Annotated in this window: 21 protein-coding genes; 8 read left to right on the forward strand and 13 right to left on the reverse strand. The window is 74.4% G+C overall.

The window, feature by feature from the left end; translation table 11 throughout:
- Positions 1-13 precede the first annotated feature (13 nt).
- Positions 14-481, forward strand: coding sequence for a group III truncated hemoglobin (locus tag HHL19_RS02370; protein WP_169085014.1), 468 nt, complete (start codon positions 14-16; stop codon positions 479-481).
- Positions 482-610: 129 nt separating this feature from the next.
- A complete protein-coding gene (locus tag HHL19_RS02375) occupies positions 611-1,024 on the forward strand; it encodes a VOC family protein (protein ID WP_169085016.1) in 414 nt (137 codons plus the stop codon).
- Positions 1,025-1,041: 17 nt separating this feature from the next.
- Here HHL19_RS02375 and HHL19_RS02380 read toward each other — a convergent pair whose 3' ends face one another.
- From HHL19_RS02380 to HHL19_RS02405, 6 genes are all read right to left on the reverse strand, one after another.
- A complete protein-coding gene (locus HHL19_RS02380) occupies positions 1,042-1,803 on the reverse strand; it encodes an SDR family oxidoreductase (protein ID WP_169085018.1) in 762 nt (253 codons plus the stop codon).
- 23 nt (positions 1,804-1,826) lie between these two features.
- Positions 1,827-3,182, reverse strand: a complete 1,356-nt coding sequence (locus HHL19_RS02385; protein ID WP_169085020.1) for an MFS transporter — start codon at positions 3,180-3,182, stop codon at positions 1,827-1,829.
- A 99-nt stretch (positions 3,183-3,281) separates the two neighbouring features.
- Positions 3,282-3,866 carry a TetR/AcrR family transcriptional regulator gene (locus tag HHL19_RS02390; RefSeq protein WP_169085022.1) on the reverse strand — a complete coding sequence of 195 codons (585 nt, stop codon included), beginning with the start codon at positions 3,864-3,866 and terminating at the stop codon, positions 3,282-3,284.
- Positions 3,867-3,914: 48 nt separating this feature from the next.
- A complete protein-coding gene (nirD, locus tag HHL19_RS02395) occupies positions 3,915-4,244 on the reverse strand; it encodes a nitrite reductase small subunit NirD (RefSeq protein ID WP_169085023.1) in 330 nt (109 codons plus the stop codon).
- Complete coding sequence (gene nirB / locus HHL19_RS02400) at positions 4,241-6,763, reverse strand: nitrite reductase large subunit NirB (RefSeq protein ID WP_169085025.1); 2,523 nt, start codon at positions 6,761-6,763, stop codon at positions 4,241-4,243. The genes nirD and nirB overlap by 4 nt, the downstream gene beginning before the upstream one ends.
- Entirely contained in the window at positions 6,760-7,950 is a 1,191-nt protein-coding gene (locus tag HHL19_RS02405; RefSeq protein WP_169085027.1) for an FAD-dependent oxidoreductase, read from the reverse strand. The genes nirB and HHL19_RS02405 overlap by 4 nt, the downstream gene beginning before the upstream one ends.
- Positions 7,951-8,132: 182 nt before the next feature.
- Here HHL19_RS02405 and HHL19_RS02410 point away from each other — a divergent pair, with 182 nt between their 5' ends.
- Positions 8,133-8,918 carry a TSUP family transporter gene (locus HHL19_RS02410; RefSeq protein WP_169085029.1) on the forward strand — a complete coding sequence of 262 codons (786 nt, stop codon included), beginning with the start codon at positions 8,133-8,135 and terminating at the stop codon, positions 8,916-8,918.
- Positions 8,919-8,930: 12 nt separating this feature from the next.
- Here the strand turns inward: HHL19_RS02410 and HHL19_RS02415 are convergent, their stop codons facing one another.
- From HHL19_RS02415 to HHL19_RS02430, 4 genes are all read right to left on the reverse strand, one after another.
- A complete protein-coding gene (locus HHL19_RS02415; protein ID WP_169085031.1) occupies positions 8,931-9,551 on the reverse strand; it encodes a class F sortase in 621 nt (206 codons plus the stop codon).
- Positions 9,552-9,636: 85 nt separating this feature from the next.
- Complete coding sequence (locus HHL19_RS02420; protein ID WP_169085033.1) at positions 9,637-10,149, reverse strand: hypothetical protein; 513 nt, start codon at positions 10,147-10,149, stop codon at positions 9,637-9,639.
- 243 nt (positions 10,150-10,392) lie between these two features.
- A complete protein-coding gene (locus HHL19_RS02425) occupies positions 10,393-11,202 on the reverse strand; it encodes a sporulation protein (protein WP_169085035.1) in 810 nt (269 codons plus the stop codon).
- Positions 11,203-11,211: 9 nt separating this feature from the next.
- Positions 11,212-12,033: an aminotransferase class IV gene (locus tag HHL19_RS02430; protein ID WP_169085037.1), complete on the reverse strand. Its 822-nt coding sequence runs from the start codon at positions 12,031-12,033 to the stop codon at positions 11,212-11,214.
- Positions 12,034-12,135: 102 nt separating this feature from the next.
- Here HHL19_RS02430 and HHL19_RS02435 point away from each other — a divergent pair, with 102 nt between their 5' ends.
- The 3 genes from HHL19_RS02435 to HHL19_RS02445 are packed head-to-tail and all read left to right on the forward strand — an operon-like array spanning position 12,136 to position 13,494.
- A complete protein-coding gene (locus tag HHL19_RS02435; RefSeq protein ID WP_169085039.1) occupies positions 12,136-12,735 on the forward strand; it encodes an NAD(P)H-dependent oxidoreductase in 600 nt (199 codons plus the stop codon).
- 19 nt (positions 12,736-12,754) lie between these two features.
- Positions 12,755-13,099: a divalent-cation tolerance protein CutA gene (cutA, locus tag HHL19_RS02440; protein ID WP_169085041.1), complete on the forward strand. Its 345-nt coding sequence runs from the start codon at positions 12,755-12,757 to the stop codon at positions 13,097-13,099.
- On the forward strand, positions 13,096-13,494 hold the full coding sequence (locus HHL19_RS02445; protein ID WP_169085043.1) for a gamma-glutamylcyclotransferase family protein: 399 nt from the start codon (positions 13,096-13,098) through the stop codon (positions 13,492-13,494). The genes cutA and HHL19_RS02445 overlap by 4 nt, the downstream gene beginning before the upstream one ends.
- On the opposite strand, the gene HHL19_RS02450 is transcribed toward HHL19_RS02445, so the two are convergent.
- From HHL19_RS02450 to HHL19_RS02460, 3 genes are all read right to left on the reverse strand, one after another.
- Positions 13,460-15,541, reverse strand: coding sequence for a molybdopterin oxidoreductase family protein (locus tag HHL19_RS02450; protein WP_169085045.1), 2,082 nt, complete (start codon positions 15,539-15,541; stop codon positions 13,460-13,462). The two genes, HHL19_RS02445 and HHL19_RS02450, sit on opposite strands and share 35 nt — an antisense overlap.
- 73 nt (positions 15,542-15,614) lie before the next feature.
- Complete coding sequence (locus tag HHL19_RS02455) at positions 15,615-16,292, reverse strand: ElyC/SanA/YdcF family protein (protein WP_169085046.1); 678 nt, start codon at positions 16,290-16,292, stop codon at positions 15,615-15,617.
- 56 nt (positions 16,293-16,348) lie between these two features.
- Positions 16,349-17,071 carry an aquaporin gene (locus tag HHL19_RS02460; protein ID WP_169085048.1) on the reverse strand — a complete coding sequence of 241 codons (723 nt, stop codon included), beginning with the start codon at positions 17,069-17,071 and terminating at the stop codon, positions 16,349-16,351.
- Between the two features lie 75 nt (positions 17,072-17,146).
- On the opposite strand from HHL19_RS02460, the gene HHL19_RS02465 reads away from it, so the two are divergent.
- Together HHL19_RS02465 and HHL19_RS02470 are read left to right on the forward strand one after the other, a co-directional pair.
- Positions 17,147-17,608 (forward strand): GNAT family N-acetyltransferase, encoded by a 462-nt coding sequence (locus HHL19_RS02465; protein WP_169085050.1) that lies wholly within the window; start codon positions 17,147-17,149, stop codon positions 17,606-17,608.
- 248 nt (positions 17,609-17,856) lie between these two features.
- A complete protein-coding gene (locus tag HHL19_RS02470) occupies positions 17,857-18,726 on the forward strand; it encodes a sirohydrochlorin chelatase (protein ID WP_206324480.1) in 870 nt (289 codons plus the stop codon).
- Positions 18,727-18,754: the final 28 nt, after the last annotated feature.

Consider the following 18,754-nt stretch of genomic DNA (forward strand, 5'->3'; position numbering starts at 1 on the left):
GCAGACTGGACGCATGCGCGAGACCCGGGAGCTCACCGACATCGGCGGCCGCGACGACCTCGACGTGCTGCTGCGCCGCTTCTACGAGGCCGCCTTCGCCGATCCCCTCATCGGGCCCTTCTTCACCGAGGTCGCCGGCACCGACCTGGAGGTCCACCTCCCGCGCATCGCCGACTTCTGGGAGCGGGCCCTGTTCCGTACGGCCGCGTACGGGCGGGACGCCTTCGCCCCGCACGCGGCCCTGCACTCCGCCCGCCCGCTCACGCCCGCCCACTTCGGGCGCTGGACGCAGCTCTGGCACGCCACCGTCGACGGGCTCCACCGGGGGCCGCTCGCGGACCGGGCCAAGGCGCTGGGGGAGCGGATCGCCGTCTCGATGCTGAAGCGGCTCGGCGGCCCCGGCGCGGAGGCCGAGGCGGCCGCGGGCGGGACCGGCGGATTCGTCCCGCTGGCGGCGCTCACCCTGCGCTCGGCCGCCTGATCGAAAAAACTTCTCCGCGGAGCGATGAGTTCGGGCCGGGCGGCCCGTCCTACCTCTCGACAGCACCGCACGACAGCACCGCACGACGGCACCGAACGACAGACCGCACGACGGAGAAGAGAGCACACCATGGCCCCGCAGATGATCTTCGTGAACCTGCCCGTGAAGGACCTCGACGTCAGCAAGGCCTTCTACGAGAAGCTCGGCTACTCGATCAACCCGCAGTTCAGCGACGAGACCGCCGCCTGTGTGGTGATCAGCGACACCATCTTCGTCATGCTGCTCACCGAGGAGAAGTTCGGCACCTTCACCGCCCCCGGCAAGGCGATCGCCGACGCCTCCGCCACCACCCAGGTGCTGCTGACCCTGAGCGCCGAGAGCCGCGAGAAGGCCGACGAACTGGCCGACCTGGCCCTGGAGGCGGGCGGCGGCCCGGCGAAGGAGGCCATGGACATGGGCTTCATGTACGGCCGCTCCTTCGCCGACCCGGACGGCCACCACTGGGAGGTCTTCTGGATGGACCCGGCCGCCGCCCAGGGCTGAGCGGCGCCCCGGAGGGCTCAGGCGGAGACGCCGCCGTCGACCACCAGGTCCGTGCCGACGGCGGAGCCCGCCGCGTCCGACGCGAGGTACAGGACGGCCGCCGCGATCTCGGCGGCCGAGGAGATCCGGCCGAGCGGCGACTGCTCCTTCATCCGGACCTCCCGCTCGGCCTCCGTCTCGCCGGGCAGCAGCGACATCGTGGACTCCGAGGCACCCGGGCTGACCGCGTTGATCCGCACCCCGTCGGCGATGTGGTCGCGGGCCGCGGCGCGGGTGAGCGCCGAGACGGCCGCCTTGGACACCTGGTAGCCGAAGACCCCGGGGACCCGGACGTGCGCGCCCAGGTTGGACGAGATGTTGACGATCGCGCCGCCGCCGTGCGCCCGCATGTGGGCGACCTCGGCCTGGAGGGCGTTCAGGACCCCCGTGACGTTGGTGTCGAGGAGGGCCTGCCAGTCGTCGAGGGGGAAGTCGGCGGCGCTGTGGCCGCCCCGGAAGATCCCCGCGTTGTTGACGGCGACGTGGAGCCCGCCGTACGTCTCCACCGCGCGCCGGACCAGGGCGCGGCCGGAGGCGGGGTCCGTGACGTCGGCGGTGACGGCGGTGGCGGTACCGCCCTCGGCCTCGATCAGGGCCACGGTCGCGTCGAGGGCCGCGGCGGTGCGCCCCGCGGCCACCACCCTCGCGCCCTCGGCGGCGAAGGCGCGGGCGATCTCCCGGCCGAGGCCGGAGCCGGCGCCGGTGACGAGGACGGAGCGGCCGGTGAAACGTGCGGACATGGGAACTCCCCTGGGAACTCTGGCTACTGGGCGAGACGGATGACGGCAAGGGTGAGGGCGGCGAAGAGGACGGCCGCCGCGGCGAGCGGCGCGGCCGAGCCGCCGAGGGTGAGCAGGGCGGCGAAGACCACGGTCGGCCCGAGCTCCATCGCCGTGTTCAGGACGCCGCCGGCGAGCCCGGCCCGGTCGGCCGGGACCCGTTCGGTGGCGAGGACGGCGGCGCCCGCGAAGGAGAGCGCCCCGCCGGCGGGCAGCAGGAGCAGCCCGGGCAGCAGCCCGTACGCGTACGGGAGGGCGGGGTCGCCCGCGCCGGCCGCGAGCAGCGCGAGCCCGGCGCCCGCCGTGCCGAGTCCGGCGGCGGTGACCCGGCCGGGCCCGTACCGGCCGAGCAGCGGCCCCGCGAGCCGGCCGGCGCCGAGCAGCGCGGCGGCGAAGGGCACGAAGGCGGCCGAGGTCAGCAGCGCCGAGTAGCCGCGCTGCCGCTGGAGGTCGAGCGAGAGCAGGACGAAGACGGTGGCCGTGCCGGCGGCGGTGAGCGCGATCGCGGCGAGCCCGAGGAGCCGCCGCCGGTCCCGCAGGAAGTCCGGCGGGAGCAGCGGGTCGGCGGCCCGGCGTTCGGCGCGGGCGAGGCCGGCGAGCAGGGCGAGCCCGCCGAGCAGCGGTACGAGGACGGGCGCGGAGCCCCACGGGTGGGCGTCGGTCAGCACCAGGCCGGTGCTGGCGAGCACGATGCCGGCGGTGGCGAGGAGGGCGCCCGGCAGGTCGAGGGCGCGGTCCGCGCCGGGCGGGGTGGCGGGCAGCAGCCGGGGCGCGAGGAGCAGCGCGGCGAGCGCGACGGCGACCGGCACGGCGAAGGAGGCGCGCCAGGAGGCGGCGGCGGTGATGACGCCGGAGAGCAGGTTGCCGGCGGTGGCGCCGAGGACGGAGAGGCCGCCCCAGGTGCCCATCGCCCGCCCGTACGCGGCGGGTTCGGGGTACAGGGCGCGCAGCGCGCCCATCGCGGCCGGGGCGACGAGCGCGGCGCCGGCGCCCTGGGCGAAGCGGGCGCCGAGCAGGGCGGCGTAACCGGTGGCGAGCGGGGCGAGCGCGGAGGCGGCGGCGAAGAGGAGCAGCCCGGCGGTGAGCGCCCGCCGGGCGCCGTACCGGTCGGCGAGCCGTCCGCCGAGCAGCAGGAGTCCGGCGAAGGTCAGCCCGTACGCGGCGCTGAGGAGGATCAGCCGCCCCTGGTCCAGGCCGAATTCGGCGGCGATCCGGGGGAGCGGCACGGCCAGCGAGGCGAGCGTGAAGACGAGCGTCGCCTGCACGGTGCCCAGGAGGGCGAAGCCCCGTGCGGGGTGCCCCCGTCGTGTGGGTGCCGCGGTTCTTCCGTAGGTCGTCATGCCGTCCCCCTGTGTGGCGCACGTGTGTACTTGACCGTTCATTCCAGAATTGGCCCCGAGAAAAGGCGCCCCCTTGAGGGCGCCCGTCCTTCCGGCCGCTCAGTCGAGCAGTCGCAGGGCCTCTTCCGCCGCGTCCCGGACCCTGGCCGGCTCCGTCGACGCCTTGCCGACCACCCGGATCCCCTGGAGCAGGACCAGGAGCATCCGGGAGAGGGTGCGCGGATCGCGGCCCTCCGGCAGTTCCCCCTGGGCGCGGGCCCGGGTGAGCGCCGCGTACAGCAGGGTCTCGACCTGCTCCCAGCTGAGCTCGACCCGGCGGGCCACCACCGGATCGCGCGGGGCCAGCTCCGCCGCCGAGTTGGTGACGAGGCAGCCGCTCTGGCGCAGGCCCTCCGCCGTCGCCTCGTCGGCGAAGCGGCGGACGAGCGCCCGGACGGCCGGCAGTGCGGGGCCCGGCGCGGACAACTCCTCGACGAGCCGGGGGTCCCGGGTCTCCAGGTAGCGGTCCATCGCCTTCAGGTACAGCTCGTGCTTGTTGCCGAAGGTCGCGTAGAGGCTGGCCCGGCCGATCCCGAGGTGCTCCACGAGGTCGGCCATCGACGTCGCCTCGTAGCCGCGCGCCCAGAACAGGTCGAGCGCTGCCTGGAGCGCGGCCTCGGGATCGAATTCCTTGGTCCTGGCCACGCCCCGGACGCTACCCCTGTATGGAACGATCGGTCAAGTAACCCGGGTTCAGGTCAGCCGCACCGGATAGACCGCCACCGTCACCGCGTCGTCGTCCAGGCACCGCCCGGTCTCCAGGTCGAAGCGCTGCTTCAGGAGCGGCGAGGCCACGAACGGACGGCCGTCCGCCGTCCCGATCAGCCCCCGGGACAGCACCTGCGCCCCGGTGAACGGATCGCGGTTGTCGATCGCGTACGCACGGCCCGCCCGGTCCCGGAAGACCGCCGCCTGCCGGCCGTCCGGCAGCAGCGCCGCCAGGCCGCGGCCCGGGGTCAGCCGGGCCTCCTCGCAGACCGTCATCCAGGAGTCGGGGGCGGGGCTGAGCTGCACACTTGTCATCGGGAGGTGGCTCCTTCCAGGGTGCCGATCGTCAGGATCGTGAGGTCCGGCTTGATCTGGTCGCGCTCCGGCACGAACCGCACCGTCGGGTCGGGCGTCTCCGGCGCGTTCACGAAGGAGACGAAGCGCCGCAGCCGCTCCGGGTCGTCGAGGGTCTGCGCCCACTCGTCCTGGTAGTCGGCGACGTGCGCCGCCATCAGGCCCTCCAGCTCGTCGCAGAGGCCCAGCGAGTCCTTCACGATCACGTCCCTCAGGTGGTCGAGCCCGCCCTCCAGGCGCTCCAGCCACACCGACGTCCGCTCCAGGCGGTCCGCCGTCCGGATGTAGAACATCAGGAAGCGGTCGATGAGCCGGATCAGTTCGGCGTCCGACAGGTCCTGGGCGAGCAGGTCGGCGTGGCGCGGGGTCGCGCCGCCGTTGCCGCCGACGTACAGGTTCCAGCCGTTCGCCGTGGCGATCACGCCGAAGTCCTTCGACTGGGCCTCGGCGCACTCGCGGGCGCAGCCGGAGACCGCCGACTTCAGCTTGTGCGGGGCGCGCAGGCCGCGGTAGCGCAGTTCGAGCTGGATCGCCATCTTCACCGAGTCCTGGACGCCGTAGCGGCACCAGGTCTGCCCCACGCAGGACTTCACGGTGCGCAGCGCCTTGCCGTAGGCGTGGCCGGACTCGAATCCGGCGTCCACCAGGCGGGTCCAGATCGCCGGGAGCTGGTCGACGCGGGCGCCGAAGAGGTCGATCCGCTGACCGCCGGTGATCTTCGTGTAGAGGCCGTAGTCGCGGGCCACCTCGCCGATCACGATCAGCTTCTCCGGGGTGATCTCGCCGCCGGGGATGCGGGGGACCACCGAGTAGGAGCCGTTGCGCTGGAGGTTGGCGAGGTGATGGTCGTTGGTGTCCTGGAGGGCGGCCTGCTCGCCGTCGAGGATGTAGCCGTTGTTGAGGGACGCGAGGATCGAGCCGACGGTCGGCTTGCAGACCTCGCAGCCCTCGCCGCCCTTGGCGCCGTCCCGGCCGTGCGAGTCGAGCAGCGCGGCGAAGGAGGTCACCCGCAGGGTGCGGGCGATCTCGTAGAGCTCGCTGCGGGTGTACGGGAAGCAGTCGCAGAGGCCCTTGTCGGCCGCCTTCGGCAGCAGCTTCTCGATGACCTTCACGCAACTGCCGCAGCCCGTACCGGCCTTGGTGCACTTCTTCACCTCGGGCAGCGAGGTGCACTGGGTGATGGCGTGCTTGGTCACGTTGTGGCAGGAGCAGATGACGGCGTCGTCCGGCAGCGCCGACGGGCCGAGCGCCACCGGCGCCCCGGCGCCCGCCGGGAGGACCAGCTGCTCGGGGGAGACGGGCGGCCTGGTGCCGGTCAGCGGACGCAGCAGGCCGTACGACTCGGCGTCGCCGACCAGGACGCCGCCGAGGAGCCGGCCCTCGCCGTCCACCACCAGCTTCTTGTAGACGCCCGCGCGGGAGTCCGAGTAGACGACGTCGAGGCAGCCCTCGGCGGTGCCGTGCGCGTCGCCGAAGGAGGCGACGTCCACACCGAGCAGCTTCAGCTTGGTCGACAGGTCGGCGCCGGTGAAGCCGGTCTCCTCGTCGGCCTCCTCGGCGAGCACCGCGGCCACCGTCTGCGCCATCTCGTACCCCGGCGCTACCAGGCCGTAGACCCGCCCGTCCGAGGCGAGCGCGCACTCGCCGATCGCGAAGACCGCCGGGTCGGAGGTGCGGCACAGCTCGTCGACGGCGATGCCGCCGCGCTCGCCCACGTCGAGCCCGCAGTCGCGCGCCAGCTGGTCCCGGGGGCGTACACCCGCCGAGAACACCACCATGTCGGTGGCCAGTTCGGAACCGTCCGACAGCTTCATGCCGGTCACGGCCCCGTCGGCCGTCACGACCTCCTGGGTGCCCGTGCCGGTGTGCACGGTCAGCCCCATCTGCTCGATCGTCCGCAGCAGCGCCGCGCCGCCGCCCTCGTCGACCTGCACCGGCATCAGCCGCGGCGCGAACTCCACGATGTGCGTGGCCAGCCCGAGGCCCTTCAGCGCGCCCGCCGCCTCCAGGCCGAGCAGACCGCCGCCGACCACCGCGCCCGTCGTCGCCGTCTTCGCGTACTCCTCGATGGCGAGGAGGTCCTCGATCGTCCGGTAGACGAAGCAGCCGCGGGCGTCCTTGCCGGGCACCGGCGGGACGAACGGGTACGAGCCGGTGGCGAGCACCAGGTGGTCGTAGGCGACGACCCGGCCCGACCGGGCGGTCACCGTCCGGGCCGCGCGGTCGATGCCCACGACGGGCTCGTCCGTGTACAGCTCGATGCCGTGCTTCTCCATGAAGCCGTCCTCGACCATCGACAGGTCGTCGGGCGTCTTCCCGGAGAAGTACGAGGTCAGCTGGACGCGGTCGTACGCGGGCCGCGGCTCCTCGCAGAGGACCACGATCCGGGCCCGCTCGGTGACGCCCCGGTCGGCGAGCGCCTCCAGGAACCGCTGGCCGACCATTCCGTGGCCGACCAGGACGATGGTGGGGGTGGTCATGAGGAGCCTCCGTCGTGGGTGAGCAGGTGGAGCAGGGGGGCCTCCGGGAGGGCTTCGTCGCCCTCCCAGGCCCGGGCGAGCGCGCCGACCGCGGCCAGATCGCCGAGGAGGACGCCCCCGACGAGCCGGTTGTCGCGGACGACGACCTTGCGGTAGGCGCCCTTGGTCGCGTCGGCCAGCTGGACGACGTCGTCCCCCGGCCGCGGGGTGGCCTCGCCGAAGGCGGCGAGGTCCAGCGGCTGCGCGCCGCCGAGGGTGAGCCGGGTGAGGGCCCGGGTGCCGGTGTAGCGGGGCCCGGCGGTGCCGGACAGCACGTCGGCGAGGACGTCGGCCTGTTCGAGCGCCGGGCCGGCCAGGCCGTAGACCCGGCCGTCGTGCTCGGCGCAGTCGCCGATCGCGTGGATGTACGGGTCCGAGGTCCGCAGCTCGTCGTCGACGACGACGCCGGTGCGGACGTCGAGCCCCGCCTCGCGGGCCAGCGCCACCCGGGGGCGCACCCCGCAGGCCAGGACCACGACCTGCGCGTCCAGGACGAAGCCGTCGGCCAGCTCGACCGCCGTCACCGCCCCGTCGCGCTGCCGCAGGCCGCTGACCCGGCACTCGGTGTGCGTCTCGACGCCGAGCCCGTCCAGGTGCTCCCGGAGGAGAGCGGAGGCGTGCGGGTCCAGATGGCGCTCCATCAGGCCCTCGCCCTGCTGGGTGAGGACCACCTCGGCGCCCAGCGCGGCCAGCGCCCGCGCCGCCGACACCCCGAGGAGGCCGCCGCCGATGACGACCGCCCGCACCCCGGGCCGTACGACGTCCCGCAGCGCCAGGCAGTCGTCGAGCGTACGGAAGGAGTGCACGCCCTCCGGGAGCGCCGCGCCGCGCAGCCCGCGCAGCGGCGGCAGCACCGGGTTCGAGCCGGTGGCGAGCACCAGCCGGTCGTACGGGACGAGCTCGCCGTCGGAGCACTCCACCGTCCGGGCCGCCCGGTCGATCCCCACCACCCGCACCCCGCGGCGCACCGGCTCGCGCGGCTCGGGCAGGGCGACGACCTCGGGGGCGTACCGTCCGGCGAGGACGTCGGCGAGCAGCACCCGGTTGTACGGGGTGTGCGGCTCCTCGCCGAGGAGGGTGACCGGCAGGCGCTGGGCGAGGCGGAGGCCCGCCGTTCCGCCTCCGACCACCACGATCCGTGTACTCATACCCGGAAGGGTGCGGGCCCGGTGTTTCCCGGTGGCATCCCGACTGTTACCCGCACGGAACGCTGATCTCAGCCGGGGGAGGGGCGGGCTGTGAGGGCGCGGGGCCGCCCCAAGCTCAGAGCTTGCTCAAGATTCGGCCGATCGATGGCGGGGCCAACGATCCCGTCCCTAGGGTCACAGCCATGCCCGACATCGCCCTCACCACCCTCGTCCTGCTGTGTATCGCCGCCCTCGCCGCGGGCTGGATCGACGCCGTGGTCGGCGGGGGAGGGCTGCTGCTCCTGCCGGCGCTGCTGATCGGGATCCCGGCCGCCCCGAACGGCTACGTCCTCGGCACCAACAAGGCGGTCGCGATCGTCGGCACGACGGGCGCGGCGATCACCTACGCCCGCAAGACGAAGGTGCCGGTGCGGACGGCGGTACGGGTCGGGCTCGCGGCCCTCGCCGGCTCCTCGGTCGGCGCCCTCTTCGCGACGATGATCGACAAGGAGCTGCTGCGCCCGCTCATCATGGTCGTGCTCGTCGCGGTCGCGGCCTTCGTCATCCTCAAGCCGACCTTCGGTACGCGGCCCGAGGGCGAGGACCGGGTCCGGCTCACCCGGGCCAGGATCGTCACGGCGATCGTCGTCGTCGGCGGCGGGATCGGCTTCTACGACGGGCTGTTCGGGCCCGGCACCGGCACGTTCCTGGTGCTCGCGCTGACCGCGGTGCTCCACCTCGACCTGGTGACGGCCTCCGCCACCGCCAAGATCGTCAACGTCTGCACCAACGCGGGCGCGCTCGCCATGTTCGCCTACCAGGGCACCGTCTACTGGCAGCTGGCCGCGCTCATGGCCGCCTTCAACCTGGCCGGCGGGATGGTCGGCGCCCGGATGGCGCTGAGCAAGGGCTCGGGCTTCGTCCGCGGGGTGCTGCTGGTCGTGGTCCTCTCGATGGTGGCGAAGCTGGGCTGGGACCAGTGGGCGTGAGCCCGGACCGGCTCAGCGCACGCCGATGAGGTGCCCGAAGGCGACCACGTTGCCCTGGTAGCCGCCGCGCTTCGCGGAGAAGCCGCCGCCGCAGGTGATGACGCGGAGCTCGGCGCGGTCGGTGGCGCCGTACACCTTCTCGTCGGGGAAGGCGTCGTTGTCGTAGACCTCGACGGCGTCGACGGTGAAGACCGCGGTCTTCCCGTCCTCCCGGTCGATCTCGATCCGGTGCCCCTTCCGCAGGGCGCCGAGCGTGTAGAAGACGGCGGGGCCGCCGGCGTTGTCGACATGGCCGGCGACGATCGCGGTGCCCTTCGCGCCGGGCGTGACGCCGTCCCCGTACCAGCCGGCGAGGTTGCGGTCCTCGGCCGGCGGCACCTCCAGGGAGCCGTTCGCGGCGAGGCCGAGCCGGGTCATCGGCGCGTCCACGTCCGTCTCCGGGATGCGCAGCCGCACCGGCGGGGACGACGGCAGCGGGTCGGCGGCGGCGTCGGTGTGGACGCTCGGCCCGGCGGCGAAGGCCTGGGCGGCGGACGGGACGGGCGGGGTGACGTCCTGCGAGCCGTTCTGGACGAGCCAGAGGCCGACGCAGGCGGCCACCGCTATGCCCCAGCCCTTGCTCCTGTTGCTCACGTCGTTTCCTCGGGATCGGGGGGAAGGACCCGCCCCCGGCCGGCCGTGTGCGGGAGCCGGTCGGGGGCGGGACGGGGCGGTGTGATCAGTGGCCCTGGGCGCCGCTCGCCCGGCGCCGCATGAGCCACACACCGCCGACGGCAGCCGCGGCCAGCACCGCCGCGCCCGCCGTGACCTGGGCGGTGTCGGGGCCGATACTGCCGCCGACACCGGTCTTCACATGACCGCTGGGCTCGCGGTGCTTCACGGTCAGCTCGCCGCGGGCGGTCCTGCCGTTGTCGCAGGCGACGGCGATCCAGTGGGTCCCGGGCTTGGCGTGCTGGGGCAGGGTGAACTGGCCCACCACGACCTCCTTGTGCGTGCTCGGGCTGAGCTGGAACTCCCCGGCGCCCACCGAGTTCGCGTCGCCGACGCCGTGGCCGTTCTTGCCGCAGGCCAGGGTGTTCACGGTGACGGTGGTGCCGGGGGAGGCGGAGGAGGGGTAGATCTCCAGCGTCTCGGGTCCGTCGTTGTTCGCGTACGCGGCCGGCGCCGCGAAGGCGCCGAGGGCGACGACCGTCAGCGCGGTTCCGGTGAGCAGGCGGGTGGTGGGGCGCATGGTGGGGTCCTCCGGGGCGCGCGGTCGTTCGGTCGTACGGTCTTCCGTACGACCGAGCAAACGGCCCCGGCGCGCCCCCCGCCTCCTGATGGCACGTCAGGATTGCTCCGTCCGATACGGCGCGTCGACTGGAATCAGGACGTTTTCGCAGGTCAGAGCTGGTTACGAGGCGTCAGTTGACGCGTCGTGCCGAACGGGTGAGCGGGCCCCGGAGGAGGGTGCCCGCGCCTCGGGCCACCGCCGTCAGTCCTCGTCCTCGCGCTCGCCCTTGCCGTGCTTCAGCCGGGCGAGGCCCTCCAGCCACTGCCGGGCGTCGGCGTCGAAGTCACGGGCCCCGACCTCGTGGTGCGCGGCGGCGAACCGCAGGGCCTTCGGCTGGTCGCCCCAGTAGCCGTCGGCGCTCTGCCGGAACCGGCGGAGGAAGATCTCGGAGCCGACCGCGTTGGTGTGGAAGACCAGCTCCAGCTGCGGCGGCCGGCCCTCCCCGCCCTTCCGGTCGACGAGCCGGAACCCCTGCCACAGGTAGAGGTGGTACTCCGCGGGGGCGATCGAGTTCTCGTGGACCCGGGAGCTCTCGAAGGCGTACCCCTCGGCCGCGAAGGCGTCGAGGACCGCCTCGTGGAGCGGCAGCGTCTCCACCCGCACCGGGTCCAGGTCGGTCGCCGCCTTGACGCCGACCGCCTCCACCTCGGTCCGGATGCCGATCGAGACGCCGAGCCGCTCGCCGCGCAGCTCGTTCGGCGGGGTCTCCCACCTCAGGCGCTCGGAGAACGGGATGCGCCGCTCCTCGCCCTTCTTCATCTCGAACCAGCCGCTGGCGGTGGGGTAGCAGAGGGTCGCGCCGTCGTTCGTGCCGTCGCCGTCCCCCTTGTGCGTGAGGGAGGCGTTGACGACCATCCGCATCCGTATGGACTCGATCTTCAGGTCGCGTTCGGGCGCGCGGACCACGACCTCGCCGCGCACCTTCCCGCCGGGACGGACCGGCTCGTCGGGGACGATCGTGTCGATCTCCAGCGGGATGCCGCCCTTGCCGAAAAGTCTTCTGAACACCATGGCCGCAGGCTAACCGGCGGAACGGGCGGATCCGTCCCCGTCACCGGAAACGATCTCCTCGCCCGGCGCCTGCGCGTACGCGGCCGACACCCGCTCCATCAGCGCCCCGTCGACCGGGTACGCGACCTCGTCGATGCCCGTCACGGGCGCGATCTCCCGCGCGTTCACCACGAACGCGGCCCGGAAGCCGGGGAGTTCGGAGACCGTCACCGACCGGTGGACCGACGGCAGCCGGGACGCGAGCAGCGCCATGGTGACCCCGTCCAGGTGCGGGGCCGTCGGCCACACCAGCGAAGTGCCGTCCCAGAACGCGATGTTGGCGACCGCACCCTCGGCGACCTCGCCCGCCGGCGTGGTCAGCAGCGCCCCGTCGAAGCCGGCCCGGCGGGCCGCGTCGCCGTGGTACCTCTGCCCGAAGCCGCCCAGGTGCTTGAGGTGCGCCGCCGGGCGCAGGTAGTCGACGGCCGTCAGCCGCTGCGGCGCGCCGGGGCCGTCGGGCGCGGCCTCGCGTACGGTGACCGCCACCAGGAAGCCGGACCCGCCCTCGTACACGTACACCCGTGCCGACGCGTCCCGCCGCCCCGCCCGCCCGAGCGCCCGCGCCAGGAGCTCCCGCACCCGCTCGCCGGGCAGCGGTGCGCCGAACAGCTCGCGGGTGGCCCGGTCGAGGCGGTCGAGGTGCAGGCCGAGGCCCTTCACCCGGCCGTCCCGCACCTGCGCCGCGGTGAAGTGGCCGTAGCCGCTCATCACGGCCGCGAGGGTGCCGGGATCGGCGGCCGGCACCCCGTCGATCTCGATGTGCGCGGGGGCCGGAGCGGGGGGAGTCGTCATGGGCCCACCGTAGTCAGGGAGGCCGTCCGGACGGGGCCCGTTCGGACGGGCCCCGGAAACGTGCTTGACCTCAACCAAGCTTGAGGTACCACGATCCTCGTCATGGACATCACGAACGCCACCGCGGCCCCCCTGACCCTCGCCCTCGTCGTCGCCAGCGACCGCGAAGGCCGTCTCGCCCCCGTCGTCGCCGACTGGTTCCGCTCCCGCGTCGCCGAGCGCGACGACTTCGCGCTCACCGTCGTCGACCTCGCCGAGGTCGCCCTCCCCACCTCCCTCTCGTACGACCCCGACCCCGCCGTCCGCGCCGAACTCGCCCGCGTCACCCCCGTCCTGGAGGCCGCCGACGCCTTCGTCGTCCTCACCCCCGAGTACAACCACTCCTTCCCCGCCTCCCTCAAGAACCTCATCGACCGCCACTACACCGAATGGCGCGCCAAGCCCGTCGGCTTCGTCTCCTACGGCGGGATCTCCGGCGGCATCCGGGCCGTCGAACAGCTCCGCCAGGTCTACGCCGAGCTGCACGCCGTCACCGTCCGGGACGGGGTCGTCCTGCCCGACGTCCACGGGCAGTTCGACGAGGACGGCCGGTTCAAGGACCCGGCCGGGCCCGAGGCCGGCGCCAAGCTCATGCTCGACCAGCTCGCCTGGTGGGGGACCGCCCTCCGCGACGCCAAGGCCGTGCGCCCGTACGCCGCCTGAGGACCCGTACGGTGGGGGCGTGACCGACCAGAAGCCGGGCGCGCCCACCGCCCTCACCGTGACCACCACCACCGACAGCCGGGAGAAGGCGGAGGCGCTCGCGCGCGGCGCCGTCGAGGCCAGGCTCGCCGCCTGCGCCCAGGTCACCGGGCCCGTGACCGCCGTCTACCACTGGAAGTCGGCCGTCGAGACCGCCGAGGAGTGGCAGGTCCTCTACAAGACCACCGAGGGCCGGTACGCCGCCCTGGAGGCCCACCTCCTCGCCGCGCACGACTACGACACCCCGGAGATCCTTGCCGTCCCGGTCGTCCACGCCTCCGCCGCCTACCTGGAGTGGCTGGAAACCGAGGTCGGCACCGCGTGACCCTGCCATTCTTCGTCTACGGCACGCTCCGCCCCGGCGCGCGCCACCACGACCGGCTCCTCCTCGGGCGCACCGCCACCGAGGAGGACGCCCTCCTCCCGGGCGCGCTCCTCCACGACGGGCCCGGCTACCCGTACGCCGTCCCCGGCGAGGGCACGGTCCGCGGCAGCCTGGTGACCCCGGTCCCCGAGGCGTACGGCGAACTCCTCGCCGTCCTCGACCGTATGGAGTACGAGGCCGGGTACGAGCGCGCGGCCCGCGACACCGTCCGCACCGGCGACGGCGCCGCCGTCCGCGCCTGGGTCTACCTCGCCGCCCCCGGCACCCCGGTCGGCCCGCTCATCGCCTCCGGCGACTGGTTCAGACGCGCTCCAGACGCACCGCGCACACCTTGAACTCGGGCATCCGGGAGACCGGGTCGAGCGCCGGGTTCACCAGTGAGTTGGCCCTGCCCTCCCCGTACCAGTGGAAGGGCATGAAGACGGTGTCCGGGCGGATCGCGCCGGTGATCCGGGCCGGCGCCACCGCCCGCCCGCGCCGCGACACCACCGCGACCGGCTCGCCCTCCGCGACCCCGAGCCGCTCCGCGAGCCGCGGGTGCAGCTCCACGAAGGGGCCGGGCGCGGCGGCGTTCAGCTCCGCGACCCGCCGGGTCTGCGCCCCCGACTGGTACTGGGAGACGACCCGGCCGGTGGTGAGCACCACCGGATAGTCGGCGTCGGTCTCCTCGGCGGCCGGACGGTGCGTCACCGGTACGAAGCGGGCCCGCCCGTCGGCGGTCGCGAACCGGTCGAGGAAGAGCCGGGGCGTGCCCCCGTGGTCCTCCTCCGGGCACGGCCAGAAGACGCCCTGCTCCTCCTCGATCCGCCGGTAGCTGATGCCCGCGTAGTCGGCGGGACCGCCGGCGGAGGCCCGCCGCAGCTCCTCGAAGACCTCCTCCGGGTCGGTGGGGAAGCCCTTCTCCCAGCCGAGCAGCCCGGCGAGCGCGTGCAGCACCTCCAGGTCGGTGCGCACCCCCTCCGGCGGGGCGAGGGCGCGGCGGCGCAGCAGCACCCGGCCCTCCAGGTTGGTCATCGTGCCGGTCTCCTCGGCCCACTGGGTCACCGGCAGGACGACGTCGGCGAGCGCGGCGGTCTCGGAGAGGACGACGTCGGCGACGGCGAGGAAGTCGAGCGAGCGCAGCCGCTCCTCGACGTGGGCCGCGCGCGGCGCGGAGACGACCGGGTTGGAGCCCATCAGGAGCAGCGACCTCACCTCGCCGCCGAGCGCGTCGAGGAGTTCGTACGCGCTGCGCCCCGGCCCCGGCAGGGTCTCGGGGGCGACGCCCCACACCCCGGCGACGTGGGCGCGGGCGGCGGGGTCGTCGAGCTTGCGGTAGCCGGGCAGCTGGTCGGCCTTCTGGCCGTGCTCGCGGCCGCCCTGGCCGTTGCCCTGTCCGGTGAGGCAGCCGTAGCCGGAGAGCGGCCGGCCCGCCCGGCCGGTGGCGAGGCAGAGGTTGATCCAGGCGCCGACGGTGTCGGTGCCCTTGGACTGCTGCTCGGGGCCGCGCGCGGTGAGCACCATGCCGGTGGGGGCGTCGCAGAACAGGGCGACGGCCTCGCGCAGGGCGGGCACCGGGATGCCGGTGATCCGCTCGACGTGCTCGGGCCAGTGGGCCATCGCGCCGGCCCGGGCGGCCTCCCAGCCGGAGGTGCGCCCGGCGACGAACTCCTCGTCGACGCGGCCCTCGGCGACGACCAGGTGGAGCAGGCCGAGGGCGAGCGCGAGGTCGGTGCCGGGGCGGGGGGCGAGGTGGAGGTCGGCCTGTTCGGCGGTGCGGGTGCGGCGCGGGTCGACGACGATCAGCTTCCCGCCGTTCTCCTTCAGCTCGGTGAGGTAGCGCAGGGCGGGCGGCATGGTCTCGGCGAGGTTGGAGCCGACGAGGATCACGCAGCCCGTCTTCGGGATGTCCTCAAGGGGGAAGGGCAGGCCGCGGTCGAGGCCGAAGGCCCGCTGGTGGGCGGCGGCCGCCGAGGACATGCAGAAGCGGCCGTTGTAGTCGATCTGCGAGGTGGCGAGTACAAGCCGGGCGAACTTCCCCAGCGTGTACGCCTTCTCGTTGGTGAGTCCGCCGCCGCCGAAGACCCCCACGGCGTCGGGGCCGTGGTCGGCGCGGGTCCGGCGTAGCCCCTCGGCGACGGCGGAGAGTGCCTCCTCCCAGGAGGCCGGTTCGAGCGCCCCGGAGTCAGGGCGGCGGACCAGGGGCTCGGTGAGCCTGACCCGGGAGGAGAGTACGGCGGGGGCGGTGCGGCCCTTGCCGCACAGCGCGCCCCGGTTGACGGGGAAGTCGGTCCGCTCGACCACCTCGGCGGGCAGCTCCGCCGTGCCGGTCGGGCGAAGCTTCATGCCGCACTGCAGGGCGCAGTAGGGGCAGTGGGTGGGGACCGTGGTGGCGTCGGACATGCCGTCAAGGGTGCGTCGGGCGTGTTACGGGCGGCGGCGCCCTGTATTACGGGCGCGGTGCTCTCCGCTCAGGTCACGGGGTGGTGCGGGGTGAGGCGAGGGCTTCGGTGACCCCGCTCTCCCGGGGGCCGAGGAAGCGCGGGTCGGGGCGGACGGCGGCGTCCAGGGCGGCCTTCCCGGCGGCGAAGAGCTCGCGGGTGGTGCCGTAGTACCAGGTGGTGTCGTGCGGTTCGGCGACGCCGACGCCGTACGAGGCCACTCCGGCCCGCTCGCAGAGGGCGACGGCCCGCTTGACGTGGAAGTCCTGGGTGACGAGGACGGCCCGGTCGACGCCGAAGACCTTCCGGGCCCGGACGCAGCTGTCCCAGGTGTCGAAGCCCGCGTAGTCGCTGACGACCTTCTCGTCCGGGACGCCCCGGGTCGCCAGGTAGGCGCGCATGGCGCTCGGCTCGTCGTAGGCGGTCCGGCTGTTGTCGCCGGTGACGAGGAGGACCTTCACCTTGCCGGTGCGGTAGAGCTCGGCGGCCGTGTCGAGCCGGTGGGCGAGGTACGGCGTCGGGCGGCCGTTCCACAGTCCGGCGCCGAAGACCACGGCGACGTCCCGGGCGGGCACGTCGGCGGTGGTCCGCAGCTTCCCCGCGGCGGCGGTGTGCGTCCAGGTCGCGGGGGCGAGGGCCAGGACGGCGGCGGCCATCACGGCCTGGACGGTGCGGCGGCGGGCCCGGACGGTGCGGGGGAACCGGACCTGCATCGACTGTGCCTCCAGGGGCGGGAAGGGGCGGGAAGGGACGGGAAGGGGACGGGCTGTCACCCGGTCCGACGCGCGGAGGCCCTCCGCGGTTCGGCGGAGCCCCTGTCTGTTCCGTAGAGCACACTCGCGAGCCCCATCCCGAGCAGCATCCCGAGGAGCTGGGCGGCGGCGTAGGCGGGCACCGAGGCGGGGGCGATGCCGGTGAAGGAGTCGGTGAGGGAGCGGCCGACGGTGGCCGCCGGGTTGGCGAAGGAGCCGGAGGAGGTGAACCAGATGGCGGCGCCGATGTACCCGGCGACGGCGACGGGCGCCAGCTGGGGGCGGCCGATGTGCCGCAGGCCCTGGACGACGAGGACGAGCCCGGCGGTCGCGACGGCCTCGCCGAGCAGCAGGTGGAGCGCGGCGCGCGGCTCGGTGGACCAGGAGCCGGGCGCCCGGCCGAACATCGCCTCGGCGAGCAGGGCGCCGGAGACCGCGCCGGCGACCTGGGCGGTGACGTAGGCGAGGACCTCGCGGCCCTCCTGCTCACGGCGCCGGCCCCACCACTCGGAGAGGGTGACGACGGGGTTGAAGTGGGCGCCGGAGAGCGGCCCGAGGAGCGCGATCAGCAGCCCGAGGCCGAGGGCGGAGGCGGTGGCGTTGGCGAGCAGCCGGACCCCGACGTCCTGGCTGAGGGAGTCGGCGCGGAGGCCGGAGCCGACGATCACGGCGACCAGGGCGGCGGTGCCGGTGAACTCGGCGGCGACGCGCCGGGGGAGCGACGCGGGGGACATTCTCATAACGGAAAAGATATTCCGTGATTCGGAATGAAAAAAGAGGGGAGGAGAGGGGCGCGCCTTCCGTACGATCCGGCGGTGATCAACGACCTCGACATCCGCCGCGCCGGCCCCGCCGACGCCACCGCCGTCGCCGACGTCTGGCTGCGCTCGTACACTGCCGCCCTCCCCGACGTCCGCCGGGCCCACACCGACGACGAAGTCCGCTCCTGGCTCCGGCACGTGGTCGTGCCCCACCAGGAGACCTGGGTGGCGACGGCCGACGGCGCGGTCGTCGCGATGATGGTGCTCGACGGCGAGGACCTGGACCAGCTCTACGTCGACCCGCCCTGGCGCGGCCACGGCATCGGCGACCGCCTCGTGGAGCTGGCCAAGCGGACCAGCCCGGCCGGCCTCGAACTGTGGACCTTCCAGGTCAACGCCCCGGCCCGGCGCTTCTACGAACGGCACGGCTTCGTCGCCGCCGAGCACACCGACGGCAGCCGCAACGAGGAGCGCGAGCCGGACGTCCGGTACGTGTGGCGCCCCGGCCCCGCCTGACACCCGGCCCCACGCGCGCGTGAGCCCGGTGAAACACCCGTGTGCGGTCCTGGAAAAGAGTCGTGACCGGCGCGCAACGGGCAGGCAACGTGCCGGGGCCAGGATCGGTCCATGACGGAGCCGGACAGCACGTTCGCGGACGCCGCCGCCCTGCTGGGGCGGGTCGCGGAACAGCTCGGACTCCAGCTCCGCCGGGTGCGCCCGTACGACGCCCCGGCGGGGAAGCCCGAGCAGGAGGTACGTCGCCCATGCAGCCGTTCGCACAGCTCCCCGGCACCACCACCGCCCCCCGGCCCGCCGCCGGCAACTGGTCCGGCACGGGCCCCCGGACCGGCACCGACACCTGGTCCGGTACCGGCCGTCCCGTGCCCGTGCTCGTCGCCGTAGGGCACGGCAGCCGGGACCCACGCGCGCGTGCCACGCTCGCCCGCCTCCTCGACCGGGTCCGTGAGCTGCGCCCCGGGCTCGACGTGCGGCTCGCCCACATCGAGCTGAACGCGCCGCTCCTCGACGACACCCTCGCGGGCCTCGCCGCCGAGGGCCGCGAGGCCGTGCTCGTCCCGCTCCTCCTCGCCCCCGGCTACCACGTCACCCACGACCTGCCCGCCGCCCTCGCCGCCGTACCGGACCTGCCGGCCCGCGTCGCCGAGCCGCTCGGCCCGCACCCGCTGCTCGTCGAGGCCCTCGCCGACCGGCTCGCCCAGGCCGGCTGGACGCCCGCCGACTCCGCCTCCCGCGCCACCGGTGTCGTCCTCGCCTCCGCCGGCTCCCGCGACCCCCGCTCCGCCGCCACCCTCCGCCGGATCGCCACCGCCCTCGGCGAACGCCTCGGCGGGACCCCGGTCGTCGCCGCGTACGCCTCCGCCGCCGCCCCCACCGTCCCCGAGGCCGTCGCCGCGCTCACCGCCCGCGGCCGCCACCGGATCGCCGTCGCCTCCTGCTTCACCGCCCCCGGCCTCTTCGCCGCCCGCGCCGCCGCCCACGCCCCCTGGATCGCCGCCGACCCGCTCGGCGCCCACCCGGCCCTCGCCCGGCTCGTCCTGCACCGCTACGACCTGGCCCGCACCGGCCGCCCCGCCGCTCCCACCACTCCCTCGCGGGAACTCGCCGCCATCTGAACCCTTTTGTCGGTCCCTCCGGTTACCG

The organism is Streptomyces sp. R302, from assembly GCF_012927245.1.
Classification (GTDB): domain Bacteria; phylum Actinomycetota; class Actinomycetes; order Streptomycetales; family Streptomycetaceae; genus Streptomyces.